Source organism: Gracilibacillus salitolerans, assembly GCF_009650095.1.
Lineage (GTDB): Bacteria > Bacillota > Bacilli > Bacillales > Amphibacillaceae > Gracilibacillus > Gracilibacillus salitolerans.
Genome location: NZ_CP045915.1, coordinates 484,978 through 506,857, shown reverse-complemented (window position 1 = coordinate 506,857; position 21,880 = coordinate 484,978). Strand labels below are relative to the sequence as shown.

Annotated in this window: 18 protein-coding genes; 7 read left to right on the top strand and 11 right to left on the bottom strand. The window is 36.8% G+C overall.

From position 1 onward, the window contains the following. Positions 1 to 182: 182 nt before the first annotated feature. Entirely contained in the window at positions 183 to 938 is a 756-nt protein-coding gene (locus GI584_RS02560) for a DUF4367 domain-containing protein (protein WP_153790147.1), read from the bottom strand. A 2-nt stretch (positions 939 to 940) separates the two neighbouring features. Beyond that, complete coding sequence (locus GI584_RS02555) at positions 941 to 1,507, bottom strand: RNA polymerase sigma factor (RefSeq protein ID WP_153790146.1); 567 nt, start codon at positions 1,505 to 1,507, stop codon at positions 941 to 943. 148 nt (positions 1,508 to 1,655) lie between these two features. On the opposite strand from GI584_RS02555, the gene GI584_RS02550 reads away from it, so the two are divergent. The 4 genes from GI584_RS02550 (at position 1,656) to GI584_RS02535 (ending at position 4,513) form a co-directional block, all read left to right on the top strand. Then, entirely contained in the window at positions 1,656 to 2,147 is a 492-nt protein-coding gene (locus GI584_RS02550) for an RNA polymerase sigma factor (protein ID WP_153790145.1), read from the top strand. Continuing rightward, on the top strand, positions 2,140 to 3,285 hold the full coding sequence (locus tag GI584_RS02545; RefSeq protein WP_153790144.1) for an anti-sigma factor: 1,146 nt from the start codon (positions 2,140 to 2,142) through the stop codon (positions 3,283 to 3,285). Before GI584_RS02550 ends, GI584_RS02545 begins: the two co-directional genes overlap by 8 nt. Before the next feature lie 101 nt (positions 3,286 to 3,386). Beyond that, a complete protein-coding gene (locus GI584_RS02540) occupies positions 3,387 to 3,800 on the top strand; it encodes an Rrf2 family transcriptional regulator (RefSeq protein WP_153790143.1) in 414 nt (137 codons plus the stop codon). A 74-nt stretch (positions 3,801 to 3,874) separates the two neighbouring features. Further along, entirely contained in the window at positions 3,875 to 4,513 is a 639-nt protein-coding gene (locus GI584_RS02535; protein WP_100362188.1) for an NAD(P)-dependent oxidoreductase, read from the top strand. A gap of 74 nt (positions 4,514 to 4,587) precedes the next feature. On the opposite strand, the gene GI584_RS02530 is transcribed toward GI584_RS02535, so the two are convergent. Next, positions 4,588 to 6,084: an L-fucose/L-arabinose isomerase family protein gene (locus GI584_RS02530; RefSeq protein ID WP_153790142.1), complete on the bottom strand. Its 1,497-nt coding sequence runs from the start codon at positions 6,082 to 6,084 to the stop codon at positions 4,588 to 4,590. Between the two features lie 115 nt (positions 6,085 to 6,199). On the opposite strand from GI584_RS02530, the gene GI584_RS02525 reads away from it, so the two are divergent. Then, on the top strand, positions 6,200 to 7,057 hold the full coding sequence (locus GI584_RS02525; RefSeq protein ID WP_153790141.1) for an AraC family transcriptional regulator: 858 nt from the start codon (positions 6,200 to 6,202) through the stop codon (positions 7,055 to 7,057). Between the two features lie 217 nt (positions 7,058 to 7,274). Here GI584_RS02525 and GI584_RS02520 read toward each other — a convergent pair whose 3' ends face one another. Together GI584_RS02520 and GI584_RS02515 are read right to left on the bottom strand one after the other, a co-directional pair. Next, entirely contained in the window at positions 7,275 to 7,511 is a 237-nt protein-coding gene (locus GI584_RS02520; RefSeq protein ID WP_153790140.1) for a ferredoxin family protein, read from the bottom strand. 76 nt (positions 7,512 to 7,587) lie between these two features. Next, positions 7,588 to 8,208, bottom strand: coding sequence for a superoxide dismutase (locus GI584_RS02515; protein ID WP_100362192.1), 621 nt, complete (start codon positions 8,206 to 8,208; stop codon positions 7,588 to 7,590). A 183-nt stretch (positions 8,209 to 8,391) separates the two neighbouring features. Between GI584_RS02515 and GI584_RS02510 the strand changes: the two genes are divergently transcribed. Together GI584_RS02510 and GI584_RS02505 are read left to right on the top strand one after the other, a co-directional pair. Beyond that, on the top strand, positions 8,392 to 9,021 hold the full coding sequence (locus tag GI584_RS02510) for a helix-turn-helix transcriptional regulator (protein WP_100362193.1): 630 nt from the start codon (positions 8,392 to 8,394) through the stop codon (positions 9,019 to 9,021). Between the two features lie 371 nt (positions 9,022 to 9,392). Beyond that, complete coding sequence (locus GI584_RS02505) at positions 9,393 to 10,970, top strand: Vga family ABC-F type ribosomal protection protein (protein WP_153790139.1); 1,578 nt, start codon at positions 9,393 to 9,395, stop codon at positions 10,968 to 10,970. A gap of 5 nt (positions 10,971 to 10,975) precedes the next feature. Here GI584_RS02505 and GI584_RS02500 read toward each other — a convergent pair whose 3' ends face one another. The 6 genes from GI584_RS02500 to GI584_RS02475 all read right to left on the bottom strand — a co-directional run bounded on the left by GI584_RS02500 (position 10,976) and on the right by GI584_RS02475 (position 21,863). Beyond that, positions 10,976 to 11,665: a YesL family protein gene (locus tag GI584_RS02500; RefSeq protein ID WP_157801923.1), complete on the bottom strand. Its 690-nt coding sequence runs from the start codon at positions 11,663 to 11,665 to the stop codon at positions 10,976 to 10,978. Between the two features lie 13 nt (positions 11,666 to 11,678). After that, entirely contained in the window at positions 11,679 to 14,072 is a 2,394-nt protein-coding gene (locus GI584_RS02495) for a glycosyl hydrolase family 95 catalytic domain-containing protein (protein ID WP_153790137.1), read from the bottom strand. Positions 14,073 to 14,098: 26 nt separating this feature from the next. Then, positions 14,099 to 16,153: a glycoside hydrolase family 65 gene (locus GI584_RS02490; RefSeq protein WP_153790136.1), complete on the bottom strand. Its 2,055-nt coding sequence runs from the start codon at positions 16,151 to 16,153 to the stop codon at positions 14,099 to 14,101. Between the two features lies 1 nt (position 16,154). Next, positions 16,155 to 18,455 carry an AraC family transcriptional regulator gene (locus tag GI584_RS02485; protein WP_153790135.1) on the bottom strand — a complete coding sequence of 767 codons (2,301 nt, stop codon included), beginning with the start codon at positions 18,453 to 18,455 and terminating at the stop codon, positions 16,155 to 16,157. A gap of 95 nt (positions 18,456 to 18,550) precedes the next feature. After that, entirely contained in the window at positions 18,551 to 20,101 is a 1,551-nt protein-coding gene (locus GI584_RS02480) for an extracellular solute-binding protein (protein ID WP_228552331.1), read from the bottom strand. A gap of 217 nt (positions 20,102 to 20,318) precedes the next feature. Next, on the bottom strand, positions 20,319 to 21,863 hold the full coding sequence (locus GI584_RS02475) for an extracellular solute-binding protein (RefSeq protein ID WP_153790134.1): 1,545 nt from the start codon (positions 21,861 to 21,863) through the stop codon (positions 20,319 to 20,321). Positions 21,864 to 21,880 lie beyond the last annotated feature (17 nt).

The window sequence follows — 21,880 nt, the reverse complement described above, 5'->3', positions numbered from 1 at the left end:
GTTAGCGGCAGTGTCAACTTTCGGATCGAGAAGGGATATGAATATCGTATCCGCACCCTCCACGCCATTTCACACTACAATAACTACGAACAATTTTACTCTGTAACAGGAAGGTTAAAATATTAATTTAAATACCAACACAAAAAAGTTTCGTATCTTTTACTAGATACGAAACTCTTTTGTTATTCTATTGATTCTGCAATTTTGATAAGATTCTTTTCCTTTTCGGTACCTTCTAGCAGCCAATTCATTTGTGGAGTGCTCCATATAATTTGACTGACACCATCCTTAAATGCTATCAAACGTGCCTCTCCGTCACCTAATGCAATTGTTTTTATTTCTGTATCTTCATTATCAACCACTTTTGCATCCGCGAAGTCATTAGGTTGATAGGTTAGGTGTAATGTTAATACATCGTTCCTATCGTTTATATAATCAAGTTGAACATCTTTAGCTGAAGATTTTTCATAAAATACAGTTACTAAATCCAATTGGTAGCTATTTGGTAGGTACGAAGGTTTAGAAATATAAAATTCTGTGTCGGCTTGTGCCTCTTCGAATGTCATTTCCTTACTTTCTTCTTGTACTTCTTCTGTTGTAATGTTATCAAAATCAGGAAGGGACTCCGTTGCAGGATCCTTTTCTTCGGTTGTTGTTTGGTTAATTTGTGTCGTATTACCATCTGTTGTGACAAACATTTTCACAAACCAATCAAAAGCTTGCATTTGATCAGATTGAACAAAGGCTGAGCCAATTACAATAACAGCAATCATAGCCACTGCTAGCAAACTTTTCTTCGGCATTTTTTTCTGATGTTGATTGGTTTGCGATACTTGCTTTATTATTTTCTCCCAATTTTCATCTTTTGATCGTGGATCGTCTTCTACTTTGTGGTAATCTTCTTTAAGCCATTCCTTCCACTTATGTTCTTCACACATGATTATTCACCACCAATCCATTGCCGTTTTGGATCATGTTGTACTTTTTCTTTGACCTTGTTCCGTGCACGATGAAGTCTCGTTTTCACAGTAGATTCATTGATATTTAATGAATGCGCAATTTCTCTGATTGATAAATCATGGATATATCGTAACAGTATTACTTCCCGGTAATCTGCTTTTAATTCCTTTAATGATTCCAGCAATTCTTCTTTCACTAAATTAGCTTCTACAATATGTAAGGTGTCAAAACTTTTTTCTGTCATATTTTTTTCTTGTGTCATAATATCCTCTGTCAGCACTTCACGTGCTCCTTTTCGTTTTCTTAAAAGGTCAATGGCAGTTCTAGTTGCTATGGTGGAAAGCCAAGCACCCATCCGCTCTTTATCTTCTAATCGATGCATATATTTATATGCTTTTACAAAGGTTTCTTGTAAAGCATCCTGAGCCAAATGACTGTCTTTCGTGATGAAATAGACATCCCGATATACTCTCGAATAAAACATGTCATATACTAGACGGAACTCCTCGTGTGTAGGTTCCGATTTTTTAAATATTTTTTTAAACATTCTATTTACACCTTCTTCCATCAATCATACAAATTATAACATTTTCTTCAAAACTATAAACCGTTTTTATACATATCTTTTTACTATTATTTTTTGTAACTTTTTTCAGGTTACAGCGTGATATAGTTAGAAAGGAAAGGGGGAGCAAATGGGATCAATAGATAAAATATACCAAAAATATTTTCAAGATATTTATCGCTTCCTTCTTTCTCTTTGTCATGATCACTATACGGCGGAAGACATTGTCCAGGAAACTTTCCTGCGGGCTTACTTATATTTAGAGTTTTATGATAATGAGAATGTAAAAACATGGTTATTCACGGTAGCATATCGTTCCTTTATCGATTATTACCGTAAACAAAAAAAATCTGTTCCCAAAGAGGGGTCCTTCTTTCATTGGATAAAAGATCCAGGATCACCCCTTCACGAACAATTACTACTAAATGAAGAGACGAAACAAGTTTTACTATGGATCAAGGAACTGCCCAAGAAACAACAACACGCTATTATTCTTCATGATCTCCATGGATTACCTTACAAGGAAGCCGCTAGCGTAATGAACGTAAAACTTAGTCATTATAAAGTCTTACTTTTCCGCGGCAGGCAAGCACTAAGAGAAAGGAAGGAAAATGATGAGTGATTCATTCCAAAAGAAACTAGAAGCTTATGAAAATGGCGAGTTATCCGGAAAAGATTTAGAAGAATTTGAGAAAGAGCTTGAGAAATTAGAAACATATCAATCTTTTCTGGAAAAAGATGAAGCGGATAACATACCTTTGGATCAAAAGGAAAAACAAATAATTAAAAAAGGGAAATGGAAAGCTAGAATTCAGACAACATATTTTGTCTTTTTGTTATTTATTGGTTTTACCATTGTTACTAGCATACTAACGACTGTATATTATTCATGGGGCAATCCTGATCGTGCTGAAGTGTTAAGAAATGTTATCAATCATACCGTAACTATCACCGAACCTTATGGATATCTAAGTCATTCCTCTATAAATGGTGGTTATTACTTCGGTATGGAGCTAACAACTCCGAAAAAAAAGAAAATTGGCGATGAAATTATAGAAGTTGGAGAATATCAATCCCATTTTCTCTTTTCTTTTGTTCGTACGCATGAGGAAAAGGATTTCGGATCGATTTCGCAGGCCTCTCCATCTTTTGTTTTTCCGGGATCAGGTTCTTCTGTTACTTCAGACTGGAGACAGCTTGAAAGACTTCCGGAGGGAACAGTAACTTCAGCATATGTATCTTTCCCCCGTTTATTGGAGACAGAGGAAGTATATGAAATTTTTTCAGGAAAAGACATCGATTTACTTTGGTTAGCAGTCGACTCTGGAGCAGAAAATATGGATGAACGAACCGAGGGAGTAATCTTTGACTCTATTGGTTTTCCGGGTTATCCAATCTGGCATGATGACGATATGATCCTAGACAGCCGTGAAGAAGAAAAAGGACTCTTTGGCAGCTCGGTCATATCCGAAGGTTACAGTTCCCCCACGTATCTTGAAGGGGATTACGATGTACTACATCAGCAATTCCTCAAGACATTAAAGTTTTTACAAGAGTATGAGAATATTGCTTCTAAAGTTGTATTTGGTGATCTAGAGCTTGAAAATAAAATCCGTTATCTAGAAAATGAAGGGATCAAGCATTATGGAGTTGTTATTACAGGGCCAACCAAAGAAATATTAACTTTAGAAGACAATGATTCTATCTCTGTTTTACAAATAGATGAATCCAGGTTATGGAATTGGATGAGTAGAGAGTAGCAGAAAAAATGCCCTTTTTATTTTATAACACCCTTCCATGTCTACTAGATTGACAACAACACCCCTTACAACTAGAATAATTACAATGGTGGTGAACGAGAATGATAAATACTCGCTTTTCTGTAGCTATACACATCCTTACACTTGTTGCATCTCAAACAGATAAGGGTGTTACATCAGATTTTATTGCAAAAAGTGTCAATACCAATCCTGTTGTCATTCGGCGTATTGGATCTTTATTAAAAAAAGCCAACCTGTTAAAAGGGGGCCCTGGTATAACTGGCTATTCTCTTGTAAAAGAACCTCCAAAAATTACATTACTAGATATATATCAAGCTGTAACAACAGAGGAAGAATTATTTGCCATACACGATCATCCTAATCCGAATTGCGACGTCGGCAGAAATATCCAAGACACACTGGACACATCTTTAACCCGGGCTCAACAGGCTATGGAAAATGAATTAAAAAAGCAAACCTTAGCAGAAATTATTCAACATCTCTCTATCCAATAGGGGATGTTTTTTGTTTGACTCTAACACTAAATGTAACTATAATAGTTACAAATAAACCGAAGGAGGAATACTAAATGAAAATTGGGATTATCGGAGCAACTGGCAAATCAGGTAAACTGATTACACAAGAAGCTCTTCATAGAGGTCATGAAGTTACTGCGATTGTGCGCAGTCCGGAGAAGGTAGACAACAAAGATGTCCATGTAGTGAAAAAGGATATATTTGATATTAAAACCGAAGATGTCAATGATTTTGATGTTGTTGTCAATGCATATAATTCCCCACAAGGTGAGGAGCATTTACATATCGACTCTCACCGTGTTTTAATCAAAGCTTTTCAAGGAACTGACACACGTCTTATCGTTGTAGGTGGTGCAGGAAGCTTATATGTTGACGAAGAACAAACTACACACTTATTTGACACACCTGACTTCCCTGATTTCGTTTATCCGTTAGCTTCTAACATGGGGAAAGCATTAGACGAATTAAAACAAACAGAAGATTTGAAGTGGACACACTTAAGTCCTGCTGCTGTTTTCGATCCAAATGGAAAGAGAACTGGCTCCTATCAAAAAGGAAAAGAAAATGTCATCACCAATAACGCTGGGGAAAGCTATATCAGTTATGCGGATTACGCAATTGCTATTCTGGACGAAATCGAAAATCCAGAACACATTAATGGACGCTTCACTGTTGTTGGAGAAAAAGAATAATTTCCATAAGAAAAAGTGATACTAACAGATTAGTCTGTCTAGGATCACTTTTTCTGTTTATGATAGATATTAAATTACAAATTCACATAATGACATTGTAGCAATTCTGCTACTTTGGAGAATTGTGACTGATTATGCCCAACCGACATTGCACAATGATGTGTAGGGGATTCGGCAAACCATCTTGCCAAATATGGATCAGGATGCTCACTAAATTTTACAGGAGTTTGCGTATTACCAATTTTCATTATCGGACCATCTACTGACTTAGCTTCACTAAAAATCATCTTCAGCTTCCCGTCAAATGTTTGGGTTAAATTAAAAGTAGTGATCGGCCCTTTCTTTACTTTTGCCTCCACCGATACACCATCACCTTGTTTACCGTGATATAAACCCATTCCTCTTAATATCGGTTTGCCATCGGCTATTTTCATATGAAATGGTCCATCGTGCCCAAGCAAAATGGTTTTATCCTGATAATCAACCACCACAATTTCAGAATAACTTCCACCTGTTCCGAGTAAATCCGCTATTTTCATCGCTACCGCTGTTTTTAAATCACCTTCACCTGCAGCAGGGATTCCTTTGGCTGTTAATAGTGAATTACCTAATATAAATCCTGCCTGTAATTTCTCATATTCATTGCCAGGTGCTCCATGATAATAGTAGATTAATGAATCTAAATTATAATCTTTGACTAACTTTTCCTGAGCCACTGCTACTTTACATGCCCAATGTAACTGTTCGTCTGTTGGTTTCTTGGCAATAGGATCTGCCGGCGAATCACCACTAATCTCAAACATCTCCATTGTTTCATCTAATTTCTCTTTTATTTCCGTTTGCTTGACGTTATCTAGGTATTTCGCTACATCACACATCTCCAATACTTCAACATGGATCCCTAACTGGGCCTGCAACATCGTAAAATCACTATATAAATCAAGCATACCACTATACGTATTACCTAAAAACCCGAAACGGGCATGTTGTAATGTGCGCACAACAGAAGCTGCCCGAACCCATTCAAAAATCTCTTCCCATGCTCTTGTTGCCTCTGGAAAATGTGCTGTTACTTCATTAGTAGTCGATATTTCAGGGGTTTCTGTTAAACCTAATAAACCATTCACTACACGAAAAGGAATTTCTGCCCGGTTCAATGCGTTTGCCACCTCTGGTACTGGACATGCACCACAATGAGCTAGCCATTCACCGGTTGTCGCATGATCATAATTAATCCTATCCGTAGGCTGCAGGTTTAAAAATACAACCGGTTTTTGACAGATTTGATGTATGGGCAGAACAGACGAACTATTGGCATAGGTGGCAGAATGACAAAAAACAATATCCACATTTTGCGTATTAAACCACTCACCAGCACTTCTTGCCTTATACTCCGAGTCAACTAATCCATAATAAAAAACCTCTGCCTCTGTACCCATTTTTTCCTCGATAAATGTCCCATAACCTTCCAGTCGCTCACGCAACCCTTTAAATTGTTTCCAATATACATCTAGTCCAATCGAATATAATCCGACGCGCGCCCGCTTTTTCGGTTTGATCTCTTTAAACATGTTGCGCTTCCTCCCATAAATTAGTAAGATTATGTATATAATAAAACGCTTCCAACAATTAAGCATTATGTATTATTGCTTAAAAATAGTACTATCTTGCTTGGAGGAATAAGCAATGAAAAACTGGTACACAGATGCATCCTTAGATTGGTCTCCTGAATCTATTCGTTCCATAGTTACTCCGACACCTTTTGCGAAGAATTATTTTCTTTATATTCAAGAGGTTGGTCATATTATTGCCAAGGTAAGCTACTTTACTGAACGAGAAAATGTTAATTCCTATTTAATTGTTTATACAAAAAAAGGAAAGGGAACGTTACTATACGAGGATAAAACATACTATCTTGAGGAAAATGATCTCTTCTTCATCGATTGCAGAAATTATCAATTTTATAAAACCGTTGGAGATAATGATTGGGATCTATATTTTTTGCATTTTGACGGTGCACAAAGTCAGCATTTTTATCAACTTTTCCACTCCAATGGTGTTATATTACGAGGCGCAGATAACCAAATGGTCGGTTTATATCAACAACTTATCGATACTAGCAACCAACACAATTCTCAATCCGAACTACTTATCCATAAATATATAACCGATTTGCTAACGGAAATATTATTAGCCTCTTCTTCTTTACAAATAACGTACATTCCAAACATAATTCAGGAGATTCGTGACTATATCGAAGAACATTATCAACAAAAAATAACGCTAGATATCCTTGCACAGCTTTTTCCGATCAGCAAATATCATCTTTCCCGGCAATTCAAGCAATACATTGGCATGACACCATATCACTTGCAATTATCAATCAGACTAAACCATGCAAAAAATTTCTTAAAATACTCTAACATTACAATAGAAGAAATTGCTTATTATGTTGGTTTTGATGAAACGAGTCATTTCATTCGAATATTTAAAAACCAAGAGAAAGTCACACCACTTGTCTTCCGCAAAATGTGGTGGCACTGATAAACCAAAAAAGGAGGTTATTATGACTTTTCAATTTAAAATGACATGAAAAGATACGGACAGTCCCGTTTGGAGAAGAGTTGAATTATCTACTTTTCTAGAAGGTATGATCGAAACGTTGAGTTCAGAAAATATCGAGGATATACTTCCATTTTAATACTTAAAAGCAAAAGCCCAGATAATTAAACACGATTACCTGGGCTTTTCTACTGTTTGGTTAATTACCGAAAAATGCTTCTGCCTTTTCCAAATAAGGCTCTTGATCTGCAGTCATGTCATATTCTTCGACTATCGCATCAACAGGACAAACCGCTACACATGCCCCACAATCTATGCAAATGTCCGGATCTATATAGAACTGATCTTTTCCTTCTTCTATACAGTCTACTGGGCACACTGTTGCACATTCGCCAGCTTTTTCTGTTTCACAAGGCGCTGTTATCACAAATGCCACATCAAACACCTCCTCAATAAAAATAAGTGGAAAGACAGTAACACCATCCTCCCACTTAGCTACATTAAATACTTATTTACTTAACAGCCACTTGGTACTTTTCTGCGACAACATCCCAATTAATTACATTGTAGAAATTAGCAATATAATCTGGACGTCTGTTCTGGTAGTTTAAGTAATACGCGTGCTCCCAAACATCGATCCCTAGGATAGCTGTTTTGCCTTCTGAAATCGGATTATCTTGGTTAGGAGTACTAGTTACTTCTAATTTTCCATCCGCGTTTACGACTAACCAAGCCCATCCAGAACCAAATCTAGTAGTTGCTGCATTGGAGAATTGCTCTTTGAATTGATCAAAGCTGCCAAATGCTTGATCAATCGCTTTTTCTAATTCCCCTTCTGGTTTATCTGACTTAGATCCTGGTGCGATCACTTCCCAGAATAACGTATGATTGAAGTGCCCTCCACCATTATTTCTTACTGCAGTGCGAATATTTTCAGGTACACTGTTTAAGTCAGCTAGTAGTGCTTCCAGACTCTTGTTAGCTAAAGCGTCTTGCCCTTCTAACGCTGCATTTAGTTTCGTAACGTATGTTTGATGGTGTTTCCCGTGGTGAATTTCCATTGTCTTTTGATCAATGTGTGGCTCCAAAGCGTCAAACGCATAACCTAATTCGGGTAAAGTAAAGTTTGCCATATGTAAAACCTCCATTATATTTATTATACCTTTTAGTATAAAAAGTATAATTATATGTTATACTATTATTAACGATTATTCAACACATTTGCTCCAAAATTTCCATTTATTTCTGTATAGGCATTTATATTGTATAATGAAGATTATAAATAAAAAAAGGGAAGCCAGTTTAGGAGGAGTCCCATGAAACCATTAGAAAAAACAACAAAAGATAGAATATTAGAGTTATTAAAGAAAGAAGTTACTTTATCTGTAAATGAACTTATCGAATATTTAGATATTACCCATATGGCCATTCGCAAGCATTTAACTACATTAGAGAAAGATGGCCTCGTTTCCAGTCAGCATGAAAAAAAGGAAATCGGCCGTCCGATACAAAGATTCTTTTTAACGACAAAGGGAAAACGTCTATTTCCAAATAACTATGAATCCATAAGTGTCGAATTCTTAAAAGATATTCAGGCAATACACGGGAAAGAGTCAGTTCATCAGCTTTTCGAGAATCGGAAAGAACGACAAACACAGCAATATGCCGATCTTGTCACCCAATCCTCCAATCATGAAAAAATGCAGGAAATGGTCCATATCCAAAATGAGAAAGGTTATATGGCGGAATTATATCAGCATGGTGAAGATCAATTTGAGATTGTCGAATACAATTGCCCTATTTTTGCAGTGGCAAATGAATTTCATATTGCCTGCCACTGCGAAACAAGCATGTTTAAGAACGTATTAGGTACAGAGAGTGTGGAGAGAGTGCAATGTAAAACAGAGGGGAATAACCATTGCCGGTTTATGGTGCAATTTGAATAGTAACGAATTTCTTCACGTGCTAACCTTCTCTATAATTTTTATATCCTGTCGTATTATCTATTGACTTCTTACTTCTGTTTTTGTACACTTTGTTTAAATAAAATCGAAAGGGTGAGCCTTGGGCCAATGAAGTTATAATCCTATTCTCTCATCATATTTTCATAAAGATAATCATTCCACTATGGGATACGTATGTCTTTATGCAGAATATTCAGGATAGGATTCATACTAATTGACCGGCTTATGGAAGAGGAATAATGCAATCATTCCCCTTATTACACATCTGCCTTTCTTAACGGTATTGCCTCCTATTCTGAATACGAATAAGGAGGCTTTTTATTGTCTCCGAACAAAAATGGAGCGATAGCCTTATGTTATTACAAGCGAGTGACCTTACAATCTCTGTAGAAGCTAAGACGCTATTAGAAATTGATTTACTTGAAATATACGAAGGAGAACGAATTGGTCTTGTTGGAAAAAATGGAACCGGAAAAACAACCTTATTACACACCCTGGCAGGAAAATTGCTACCAGAGAAAGGAAATGTCAAGCACTATGGAACCGTACATCTCTTGCCTCAATTAAAGGCTCCTGATGGTCATAAGAGTGGTGGTGAAATAACACAAGACTATATCCAGAAAGCATTCTCCAATCAAAGCAGTATTTTGTTAGCAGATGAACCTACCACACACTTAGACACCAACCATATCGACTGGGTGGAAAATACGTTAAAGCATTGGCAGGGGGCATATGTTGTTGTGTCACATGACAGAGCATTTTTAGATGCAACCTGCAACAGGATATGGGAAATCGATCAAGGAAAGCTACATGAATATAAAGGAAATTACCAGCAATACAAAAAACAAAAAGAGCAGGAAGCACGCCAGTATCAACAGGAATATGAAAATTACCAAACCAAAAAGCAGCAATTAGAAAGAGCTTTAACATTGAAGTCGGAAAAAGCGGAGAGAGCTACTAAAAAGCCAAAGAAGACTAGTGCTTCCGAAGCAAAAATAACGGGGGCAAAGCCTTACTTTGCTAAAAAACAAAAGAAACTCCAGCAAACGGCCAAATCAATTGAAACCCGATTGGAAAAGCTTGAAAAAGTAGAGAAACCCTTTGAAGAATCCCCGATAAAAATGGATTTGCCGAATCAAGAAAAATTAACTGGCAAAGTCCTGATTCGAGTGGAGAATCTAGACGGTAATATAGGCGATCAACACCTTTGGAATAAAGCAAATTTTCTTATTAAAGGTGGTGATAAGCTCGCTATTATTGGAGCTAACGGAAGTGGCAAAACAACCCTAATCCGTAAACTAATCAAAGAAGAAAAAGGTGGCCATCTTTCTACCGCCTGCAAAATAGCCTATTTTAAACAAGACCTATCAATTTTGGATCCAAAACTTTCGATTCTGGAAAATGTTCAGGAAGGCTCGATTCATAACGAAACATTGATTCGGACGGTACTTGCCAGGCTCCATTTTTATCGCGATCAGGTCCATAAGAAAATTGGCGTACTAAGTGGTGGCGAACGTGTCAAAGTAACACTGGCAAAGTTATTCCTTAGTAACAACAATACATTAGTCTTAGATGAACCGACCAACTTCTTAGACTTAGAAGCAATGGAAGCTCTGGAAAAATTGCTGATGGAATACGAAGGTACAGTCATTTTCGTTTCACATGATCGAAGGTTTGTGGAAAAGATAGCAACAAAGATTATCTCCATCGAAGAACAACATATCAACTATTTTGAAGGAAGCTACCAGCAATTCAAAAACAGAGAACAGACATCTGTTAAGGATGACCGGGAAGAAAAGTTACTGATACTAGAGACTAAAATAACAGATGTATTAAGCCGGTTAAGTATTGCACCATCAGAAGAGCTTGAAAAAGAATTTCAACAATTACTAAAGGAAAAGCAACAATTATCAAAAAGCACTGATCACTAACATGATCAGTGCTTTTCTAACTTTAGCGAACTCGGATGAATCTTCATAAAAACAAGCAGTGCTAAAAATACTAAAATGGAACCTAAAAATAAAGGTAAGAGAAATGTTAACCATTGCGTGATCAGATAAAGAAAGGTGAGACTAATCAGTCCTAGTGACATGGATAGAATCGGATGGCCAAACATGATAACGGCTACTTGTTTGAATAAGTCGCGCATTTTTGCATCTATATATATAGCACCAGAGCAAACATGTAGATTATAAACAAATGCAAAAAATCCAAGAACTATAAAGACATATTGCATAATGACATTTCCTAACCTCATCATATAGAAAAAATCTATTATTAGAACAGTCCAGAAAATAGTAAATATCACACCTATTTTCATGCTTTTTTTATAATTTCTCCTATAATAACCCCAAAAATCACTCAAGAGTTTGACATCTTCTTTCTGGATAAATTGATTCACAATCGCAAATAAAGCAACTGTAGATGGAAAAAACATAAAAGGTGATAACAATAACATCATCCCGAATAATACTAATATAACAGCTATTTCATCTGCTAATAAAAGATTAACCAGAATAAAAATAATAGGAATATTACATACCATCCAAATAATATTAGCAAAAGAAAATTTATACACCCAATCCGCAATTACGTAAAATCTACCCATTACTCCTGAATTTTGCATATGCATCACCCTTCTATTTAGAACCAATCTCTAAGGTTTGCTGTGCTGCCATTTTAATCTGATAATTCTTTTTTTCTAAGTCAGCTTGCGCTACCTCACATACTCCTTTCCATTCATAATCCAAAAAGTATGAAGGTAAGCAAAGTAGGATATTTGTATCTTGATCCGCCTTTATTACAGCCGAAAATCTATCCTTTCTCAAATCCCAACGGAAGCTTATTGTCCCAGTACAAAAGTGAAAGGTATCTACCTTCCCTGTCGTCCATTCATCCGGTAATGCTGGCAAGAGCCTAATCATTGTCGGTGACACATACATCAACATTTCCTGAATAGCATTTACTATCCCCAAATTGGCATCCATTTGCACTGGTGCGGACTCGATTTCCATCGTTAAGCCCATATTACGCCAATCATTATGAACCGTATAAAAGTTATTTAACAAACATGAACGCATCAAATGATCAAGACAAGTACGCGCCTTACTCGCATCTTGCAATCGGGCATAAATACTCGCCATATGAGCAAAGGACCAGCTTGTTTGAGCTCCTAGTTTCCTTTTTTGGACTGCTTTTCGAAAAGCCTCAAACAACACCTCTTCTTTTTCTTTTACTAACTCCTGTCCAGGGAACACAGGATAAATATGTGACAGATGCCTATGTTCATCATTGTCTTCAAATAAATCGCTCATCCATTCCCTGATTCCCCCATCTTGATTCAATTGATAGGACGGAATCCTCTCGAGCATTTCTTCCCATACAGGCAGATACTGTTGATACATCGAAACTATTGAACTACCTTCTATTAGATTAGTAAGTACTTCCTTCATCACTGCGAAATCCATCGTAGCATTTATCGCTGTTGGCATTGGATGGGCAACAGGCTTACTACTTTTGGGCATGAAATTCGCTGGAGTATTCTCTGGTGATACCGAAGGATAATACTGATAGTAGCCATCCTCTCCTAACTCTAAAAAATCCTGATAAAACGTTGCTACCTCTTTCATAAATGGTAATGCCTTTTCCTTTAAATACTTTTCATCACCACTAAATTGATAATATTGATAAAAATGCTGTGCTAACCACCCAGCAGCAGAAGTCCAATTCATAATAACTGGTACCAATTGATTCGGCTTGCCGATACCAGGTGTTGTCCCAGCAGGTATATAAATTCCTCGACATCCAAATAACTTCTTCGCATTATCTCGAAAATCATCCATTAAACTTTCATAGTAATCGATTAAGGAAAGGTCGAATTCCGACAAACCACCTACAGAACTATGCCAATACATCATTTGAATATTTTCATTGGCCATTCGGTGACTCCACATTAAATGATAGTCTCCATGCCATAATCCATACATAGAAAAAGGTTGACCATCCACTTTTGTACCGGAAATAAATAAATATCTTCCAAAGGACCATAATTTTTCATAGAGTCTTACTGGAGCTTTCTCTTTATATGCTTGTAAAAGTAATGCTTCATTTGGCCATTCCTCTTTATCATCTGTTAATTGTAACGTCGAGGAAAAATACAATGGCTGATATATTTTTAGGTGTTCATCTAATAATTGCTGATAGTTTGCATTGATTTCACTTAACTCTACTTTTAATATGGGCCATTGTATCGAGCTACTTGCTTTGACAAAAACTTTTACGAGTACTAATAGACTATTAGCATTAGTACATCGGACTTTCCCTTGATCTGCATGCACCTCCCCATCCTCCGCTATCACTCTGGCAACTGCCCCGAAATCTGTATGATCCTCATTCGTAGCTTTATAGAATAGGAAGTTATCTTTGGTGTGAGCTTCCACTGTACCAGATAACTCATCGTGTCTTTCTTTCATGTTCGGCGAATGAGTTGGATGTAAGGAAAAATCTAATACCGCATCAATAGCGTTCGCGTTATTGGAACTAACTTTATAAACGATCAGATGATCAGACCGGGATACAAATAGATCTCTCGTAAACGTTGTATCATTTTCAGACCATGTGACACTGACTTCTCCCGTTTCCATGTTAATACCTCTACTATACTGGCTAAATCCCTGATCACAAGGCATTTCCAGTTGCAAATCAACGAGTGGTAGCGGACAAGCTAATTTGGAAAAATAGCCTTGTTTTTTCACTTCATTCGTTAAGTGCCAATTCGCTTCTTGGAATTTCCCCTCATTCATTAATGCTCGTGTCTCTGTTAATGATTGATTGACATCAGGCAATTCCCCTTTCACACCCATATGCCATAACCCGGAGTGATTAATTAAAATCGTCTCTTTTTTTATTGCACCATAGACTGCTGCTCCTATTTCGCCGTTCCCTGATGGTAGTGCCTCTCGCCACATATTTCTCCACCACGAGGCTGGGTATTGTAAGATAAGCTTGTTGCGATCGGCGACATTATCAAACAAATCATTGTCCTCCTTTAACCAAAGCGCTAAATATAGGTTTGAAAACCTTCCGCCTGAATATTCCATTCCCCATTTTTAGGGAATCCTGGGTATTCTTCATTTGCATGACCATCCCAACCTGCTATCATCATAGCTATAGCAATTAGAAGACCGCCATTCCCAGGCAGGTAGACTGTCAACCCTGGTCGTTGATAATTATGTCCATTAGGTAAATACGTATTTTTTACTGCATCCATTAATAAAAAATCAATAGCAAGTTCTGCTTCCCCTAAACGAGCTGCAGTCATCGCACACATCGGGAAATCCCAGCCCCAGGCCGTATCCCATCGCCACTCTTCTTTCACCTTAAATAAGGTGTTTTTCATTGTTTCCCTCTTGATTAATGATCCTGGAAGAATGCCTAATGCTGCCACCATAGAAGGATGATCATGATTTTTTTCTGAGAATGTATTGTCACCATTTTCATGTGCTAAATAAACACCGTCTTCTTCCCGAGGTCGCTTTATATGATTGGCGACGTGAAGCCATTTTTCATTAGGAGCAACCCCTAATCTTTCCGCCCATTTTACTGCCTTTTCTAAACCATATTTCCAATATTCGATTTCATATGGTGGATTTTTAGAATCCTCCATTCTGTGGCATTCTTGGGCGGGTATTAACGGCGGACCTAAAACATATACCTCTTCCTCCTCATTCCAACTTGCAAAGGATGCCATAAAATCAGCCGACTCAAATACTACTTCTTTATATTGATGAAGAATAGTTAGAGAATTATTATCTCGGTAAAGTAATTCTGCTAACATAATCGGATGCGGCTGCTGCCATATAAGTCCGGGCGCTACAGGTGATGGACTTTGCTCCCCATCGATTCCCACCATCTTTGGCCACCTTGCACCTAGATATCCTTGCCTGCTAGCTATTTTTTTGGCTATGGGTAAAATGGTTGCATACCATTGTAAACTTCTATTCAATTTATCAGCTTTACCCCAAAGCGGAAAATGAGCACTATGCCACCAGTGCATTTCTAGATGTGCTTTGCCAAACCAGCTATTGTACATCAATCCCGTTTCCTGTGGTGGAATAGACCCACTACTATGAACGGCTGTTAGATATTGGGATAAAATCACTCTTCGCTCTAACTCATTTGCTCTTAAGTCAGTACTTCCCTCGAAGGAAACAAAGGCACCCTTTTGCCAAAAATCTCCCCAATATTGTTGAGAAGCTTTCATCATATCTGCCACTGAATTCACGTTTGTTGTTTTTTCAGGGCTAAATGAAACTGTAAAGCTGTACTCGGTTTTGTTCATCGGAGGAACAAATTGATATTGATGGGTGTCTAGATGTATAAAGCTTGCCCCATTTTTCCCCCATCGCACATAATAACTATCCTCATCCATCACTCTTTTTATATTTACTACATCATCGTTATGGTCCAATTCAACAGTTTGATGCCTTTCCTTATGATCCCAGTTTAAAGTAGTCGCCTTAGCCCATGTATTGTGGCTAACATCAGGCAATGGGAATGACTGTATGATCTGTATTCTACGCGTTTGTAATAATGTAGAGGATACGTAAACTCCAATTGCGTCAGAGGTTGGATCACAAACTGTTTTTACTAAAACTTCTTCACCATCCACTTCATATCGACTAGTTATGATACCGGACCAAAGATCAAGCTCTTGATTAATATTAGTTATTTCATTTATGTCTATGAGCTGCTCATTCTCAGCTAGAAATTGAAAAGAAATTTGGCCAAGTTGCAATCGATGTGGATTTTGCCGCAGCCAATGATAAGCTTCTTCTTTATTTCCTGGTTTCATAGGATATGGAATTTCACGACCGTAATGATCGAAGGTCTGGTATTCTATATCATTTTCACTGTAAAGATGCTTACCTCTGCTATAATGCCATCCCCAATTAGATTGGGTACCTAAAGGTGTTTCATACATTTCGGGATAGGTTTGTAATCCTGTAAAATCAACACTGAAACCGAACTGACTATTACCTATTGATAATGGTGCTAATGATTCTACTTGATCTATTCTAGGATTATGTTTTTGTACGACACTTTTTCTGTCCAAATCAGTTTCCTCCCCTAAAATTTTTTTCCTTGTTTTCTACCACTGTATTTAACCTTCTGTACTTTCCTGGTGTCATCTCTTTATATTCTCGGAATTTTCGTATAAAACTATTTTCATGCTGATAGCCCACCTCAAATGCAATATCAGCTATTTTCTTATCCGTTTTGATCAATAACTCTTGTGCACGTTCCATTCTTAGCCTTGTAAAATAACCATAAATGGTGTCATTCATTTCTTCTTTAAACCACTGACTAGCAAGACTTACACTAACGCCAACGGATTCTGCTATTTCTGGAATTCCGATTGGTTCACCTACATGTACATTCATATACTGAATCATTTTTCTACACATAACATATCTTTTAGAGTCATTTAATTTTTTTATATTTTCTATTCTTTCGGATATTCTTTCCTTGAATACATTGGCTATATCTTGTAGATTCATTGTTTGAATTTCTTCTGAGGTTAAGAAACTTGAATTTGTAATCTCTTTATTTTTCGAAAAAACGACTTTTCTTACCTGCTCAATAAAATAAAAGGCTAGCTCTGGACTAATATTACTCTCCCGAAATAGCTGAAATAATGTAGTAACATCATCAATGGATTGCATAGGATCTTCGAGTGTAATAGATTTTACTAGACTATCGATTTTTTCAATTATTTCCGTTTCTTTATCTTCCTCTTTTTGATCAGTCATTATATGAATATTTCCATACCCATCAAACAGACGATATTGAAGAGCTTCCTCCGCTTCATTCATTGCGTTTTTTAGATCTAAAAATTGAACACCTGTTTGTTTTAGTCCTAATGAAACGGAAAACCCTAAGATATTCTCCACATGCGAAAGCGCTATCTTCAAATGGTTCTCGACATTGATTTTTCCCTCTAAGTGCTGGATGATGATAATCATTCTATCCCTACCAATATCTACTGCCTCTACGGAATAATGGGTCGATAATACTTCCGTCAAAATATTTACCATACCTGACTTCACTACTGTACGATAATTACCGGCAACGCTCTCTTTCCACGCAGGATAATTGTCAATCGATACTACTAATAATTGAATATTATCGTCATTCCATTCTTTAAAATAGGCTTGCCATTTTTCTTTTTGCTCGGATCTGTTCATTAATCTGCCGATATATATGTCATATAAAAATTTCGATTTAGCTTCGATCTTCATTTTTTTGATCAATTGAGATAATTGCGCATGGTCACTGACTAAATCGTCAATGATATTTTCTAAATGAAGTAAGTCTCGTTTATATAGTGGGTCATCATCAACGGAAAACAGTTCTTTCATTCTTCGAAGCGGTTTTAATTCAACAGAATGAATAAAGAATATAGCAATTCCACCAATAATAAGTGCAATTAAAGATACAATAAACACGACATCACGTATTGCTTTGGATTTAGCTAGTATACTCTCCTGAGAGACGACAGATATATATTTCCATCCGGTAAAATCTGATTCAATTTGATTTGCTAGTAGTATCTTATCGTTATAGGTAATATCACTTAAATTTCCTTTGCTTACTTCTTTATTAACAAATTGAACAGTATCTTTACCAAAAGTATGATTTTTTGTCGTATGTAGAATCGTATTATTTTGATCTAAAATATATTGCATACTATTAGATTGTGGATCAGCAGATGATTTTAATGCCGAGAATAATTCTGCTTGATTAAGATTAATCGCGACAATCCCTTTTGTTTCCCCTTTCAAATTTATCTTGCGAAACAAGGAAATGTTTGACCCTTTATACTTTGCGCCATTTGGCAGGTCACGGTATTTAACTATTCTTGATGTTTCATGGAATTCATCTAACACACTAGTCCACTCTGCATCATTAAAAGTAGCACTACTAGAGCTAAAACCTTGTGGGATGGCGACAAAACTATCACTGTTTACATTATAAATATAAATACTTTGTATAAAAGATGAGTTCTTTGTAATAGTAGCTATCTTATCGTAAATCTCCTTGATATTTTGATAGGAGAATTGTGATTGATCCGTTAAAAAACGGTATACATCATTGTCTAATGCTAATTTAACAGCAATTTGATCGGATTCTATTAAATATTCATCAATAGAATTCATGTTTATTGTTAACATCTGGTGCTGTGGTTCATTTAATTCCTGTTGTAATATGTCTTTAGATGTGTAATAAGAAGAAAACCCAACAGTCAATATAATAAAAAGAACAGGTATCATTAAAATGAGTAATAACCTTGTTTGTGTATCAGAAAGATTCTTTCGAAGCATATTTCTTATTCGAACTGGAAAAAGCTTTGGCATAAGCTCACCTGCTTTCTATTCTTCTTATTTAATTGTATGGAATGTATGACGAGAAAATTATTCTACTCCTCCAAGAAAGAGGAGTAGTACTTTATTTACTTCATCTTTTCATACCATTCTTGGACTCGTGTGGTTACTTCCTCACCACCTGATTGATTCCACTTTTCAACAAATTCATCAAATTTATCAATGGGCCATTCACCTATAACAATTTTAGTTAAATATTCTTGGAATAACTTATGGGATTGAATATCTGGATACCCTTCATACACTGTACTAGGCAATCCGTCGCCAGCAATTCTTCTAGCATCAACTGTGGTTATCTCAAAAATATCCTTAATCATTTGTTGCTCTTCTTCTGGGAAGGAATTTTCAATACGGATATCCATAGATTCTTTCGTTTGAAAATTTAACATTCCTAATGCTAATGGTGTTTCGTCGGTTGCTGGAAGTAACACTTTTTCACCGTCCACAACTTCATGTTGTGCACCTTCTATACCATATTGAATAAAATCTGCATTATCAGGATCATAGAAAAAATCAAGTAGTTTTAAAGCATTAATAGCATTATCTTCCGATGCCTTAGGAATTAACCATTCCGGAAGCCCCATGCTTTTCTGTGTTATAAATCCATCGAAATTCTGTACTTCAGGTAATGGCATTCCGCTAACATAAGCATTCGGTGCTTCTTCTCTCATGGCAGTGATTTTATCAAGCAAATTGGCCGGAAGGTGATACCAACTTCCTACTAAATTGTTATTTACTTTCGCTTGCCAAACGTCTCCTTTATTAAGAAATGTTTCATTATCTAATAATTCTTCTTCATATAAATCGCGAATAAACTCGATAGCTGCTTTCATATTATCCGATGTACCAGCATAATTGATTTCACCATCATAAATATCCCATTCTGGATACCCTTCCCACATTGCTACACCAAACATTGCGAATAAATGATCCATCCATCTACCAAACTCCCTACCAGTCGTAGGTAGTTCATCCTGTTCACCATTTCCATTAGGGTCCTGATCACGGAAAGCGATTAGCATTTCTTTATAGTCTTCCAAAGTCTGCGGCATCTCCATACCTACTTCTTCGAGCCAATCTTGACGTAGCAATGCCGCACGTGAAGGAACTAAGTAAACTTGAGGTACATAATAGATTTTTCCATCCGGAGATACGGTACGCACTATATCCCATGCCTCTTCAGGAATTCTTTCCCACACATTAGGTGCATACTTAGGCAACAAATCATCTAATGCCAGAGCACCGCCTTGACTGATAATGGTTTGTTCAACTCCACCAATTGGTCTCAATATATCCGGGAAATCCTCTGAAGCAATCATTAAGTTAATGTATTCAGCAGGTTCTGATCCAGGGGGTGTTGTTTGCAGCTCATACTCCACACCAGTTTTTTCTTTGATGTATTGTACATGTGGATCTTCACTGCCAGGAATCGTACCCTTGCTCAAATGACTTTTAAATACACTAACTATTGTAGATTCATCATTTTCCTCCACTTCTGATTCGTCATTTTCTTCATCCTGACTAACTGTATTATCACTTTCAGAACATGCTGCGAACAACAACAATAACAACATCCATACAGAAAACAATAAGAAATAAAAATAATGATTTCTTCTCATACTTTCTTCCCTCCCCACTTTTCAATATACCTACAGTTATCATCCATTATTCTTTTAGTGATCCCAGCGCTTCCCCTATACTAAAGTTTTTTAATTATGGATAAACTTAAATAATTGGAGCCAATAACCGCTGCGATTTTAAAGTAGTTGTGTTTGAAACTTCTATTCCTGAAATAATTCTACTCCTCCTCAATAGAAAGAGGAGGAGCATATCATTTTACTTAGCTGTTTCGTACCATTCCTGAACGCGTTGTGTTACTTCCTCGCCTCCAGATTGATACCATTGTTCTACAAATTCATCAAATCTGTCTATCGGCCATTCACCGATTACAATTTTAGTTAAATATTCTTGGAATAATTTATGTGACTGTATATCTGGATAACCATCATAAACCGTACTCGGCAATCCGTCACCTGCAATCCTTCTTGCATCTTCCTTACTTACATCAAAAATATCTCTTACCATATCTTGTTCATCTTCAGGGAAGGAGTTTTCAATTCTAATTTCCATTGATTCCTCAGTTGTTAAATTAAGCATGCCTAACGCAATTGGCTTTTCATCTGAAGAAGATAATAATACCTTTTCTCCATCTACTACTTCATGCTGAACTCCTTCGATACCATACTGAACGAAATCTGCATTTTCAGGATCATAGAAGAAATCGAGCAATTTCAATGCATTAGCAGCATTATCTTCCGATGCAGCAGGTATCATCCACTCGGGTTCGCCCATACTTTTTTGTGTAATATAACCGTCGAAACCATCTACTTCTGGAAGAGGCATTCCTACAACATAAGCATCTGGCGCTCCTTCTTTCATTGCTATATACCGATCATGTAAATTGGCTGGTAGGTGATACCAGCTACCAACTAAATTATTATTAATCTTTGCAGTCCATACATCTCCTTTGTTCAAAAATGTTTCATTATCTAATAATTCTTCTTCATAAAGCTCTCTAATAAATGCAATAGCTGCTTTCATATTTTCTGACGTACCCGCATAATTAATTTCCCCATCATAAATATCCCATTCCGGGAAACCTTCCCACATTGCTATACCAAACATTGCGAATAAGTGGTCCATCCATCTGCCAAATTCCCTACCAGTTGTAGGTAATTCATCTTGCTCACCGTTTCCATTTGGATCTTGATCACGGAAGGCTATTAACATATCTTTGTACTCATCTAACGTTTCAGGCATATCCATATCAACAGCATCTAACCAATCTTGTCTTAATAAGGCTGCACGCTCAGGTATTAAATACACTTTAGGCACATAATAAATCTTCCCATCTGGAGATGCAGATCTTACAATATTCCATGCTTCTTCAGGAACCCTTTCCCAGACATTCGGTGCGTATTCCGGTAGCAAGTCATCTAATGGCAAGGCACCGCCTTGATCGATCAATGTTTGTTCCACCCCACCAATCGGTCTCAAGATATCAGGGAAATCCTCTGAAGCAATCATGAGATTAATGTATTCAGCTGGTTCTGATCCTGGTGGTGTTGACTTCAGCTCATACTCCACACCTGTTGCTTCTTTGATATATTGCACATGTGGATCCTCACTGTCTGGGATCGTACCTTTACCCAAATGACTTTTAAATACACTTACAGTGGCAGATTCACCATTGTCTTCCGTTTCCACTTCATCACTTTCTTCATCTTGACTCGCTGTATCCTCACTATTAGAACATGCCGTGAATAACAACAAGAACAAGATCCATACAGAAAATAGTAAAAAATAATAATTTCTTCTCATCCATTTTTCCTCCCTAT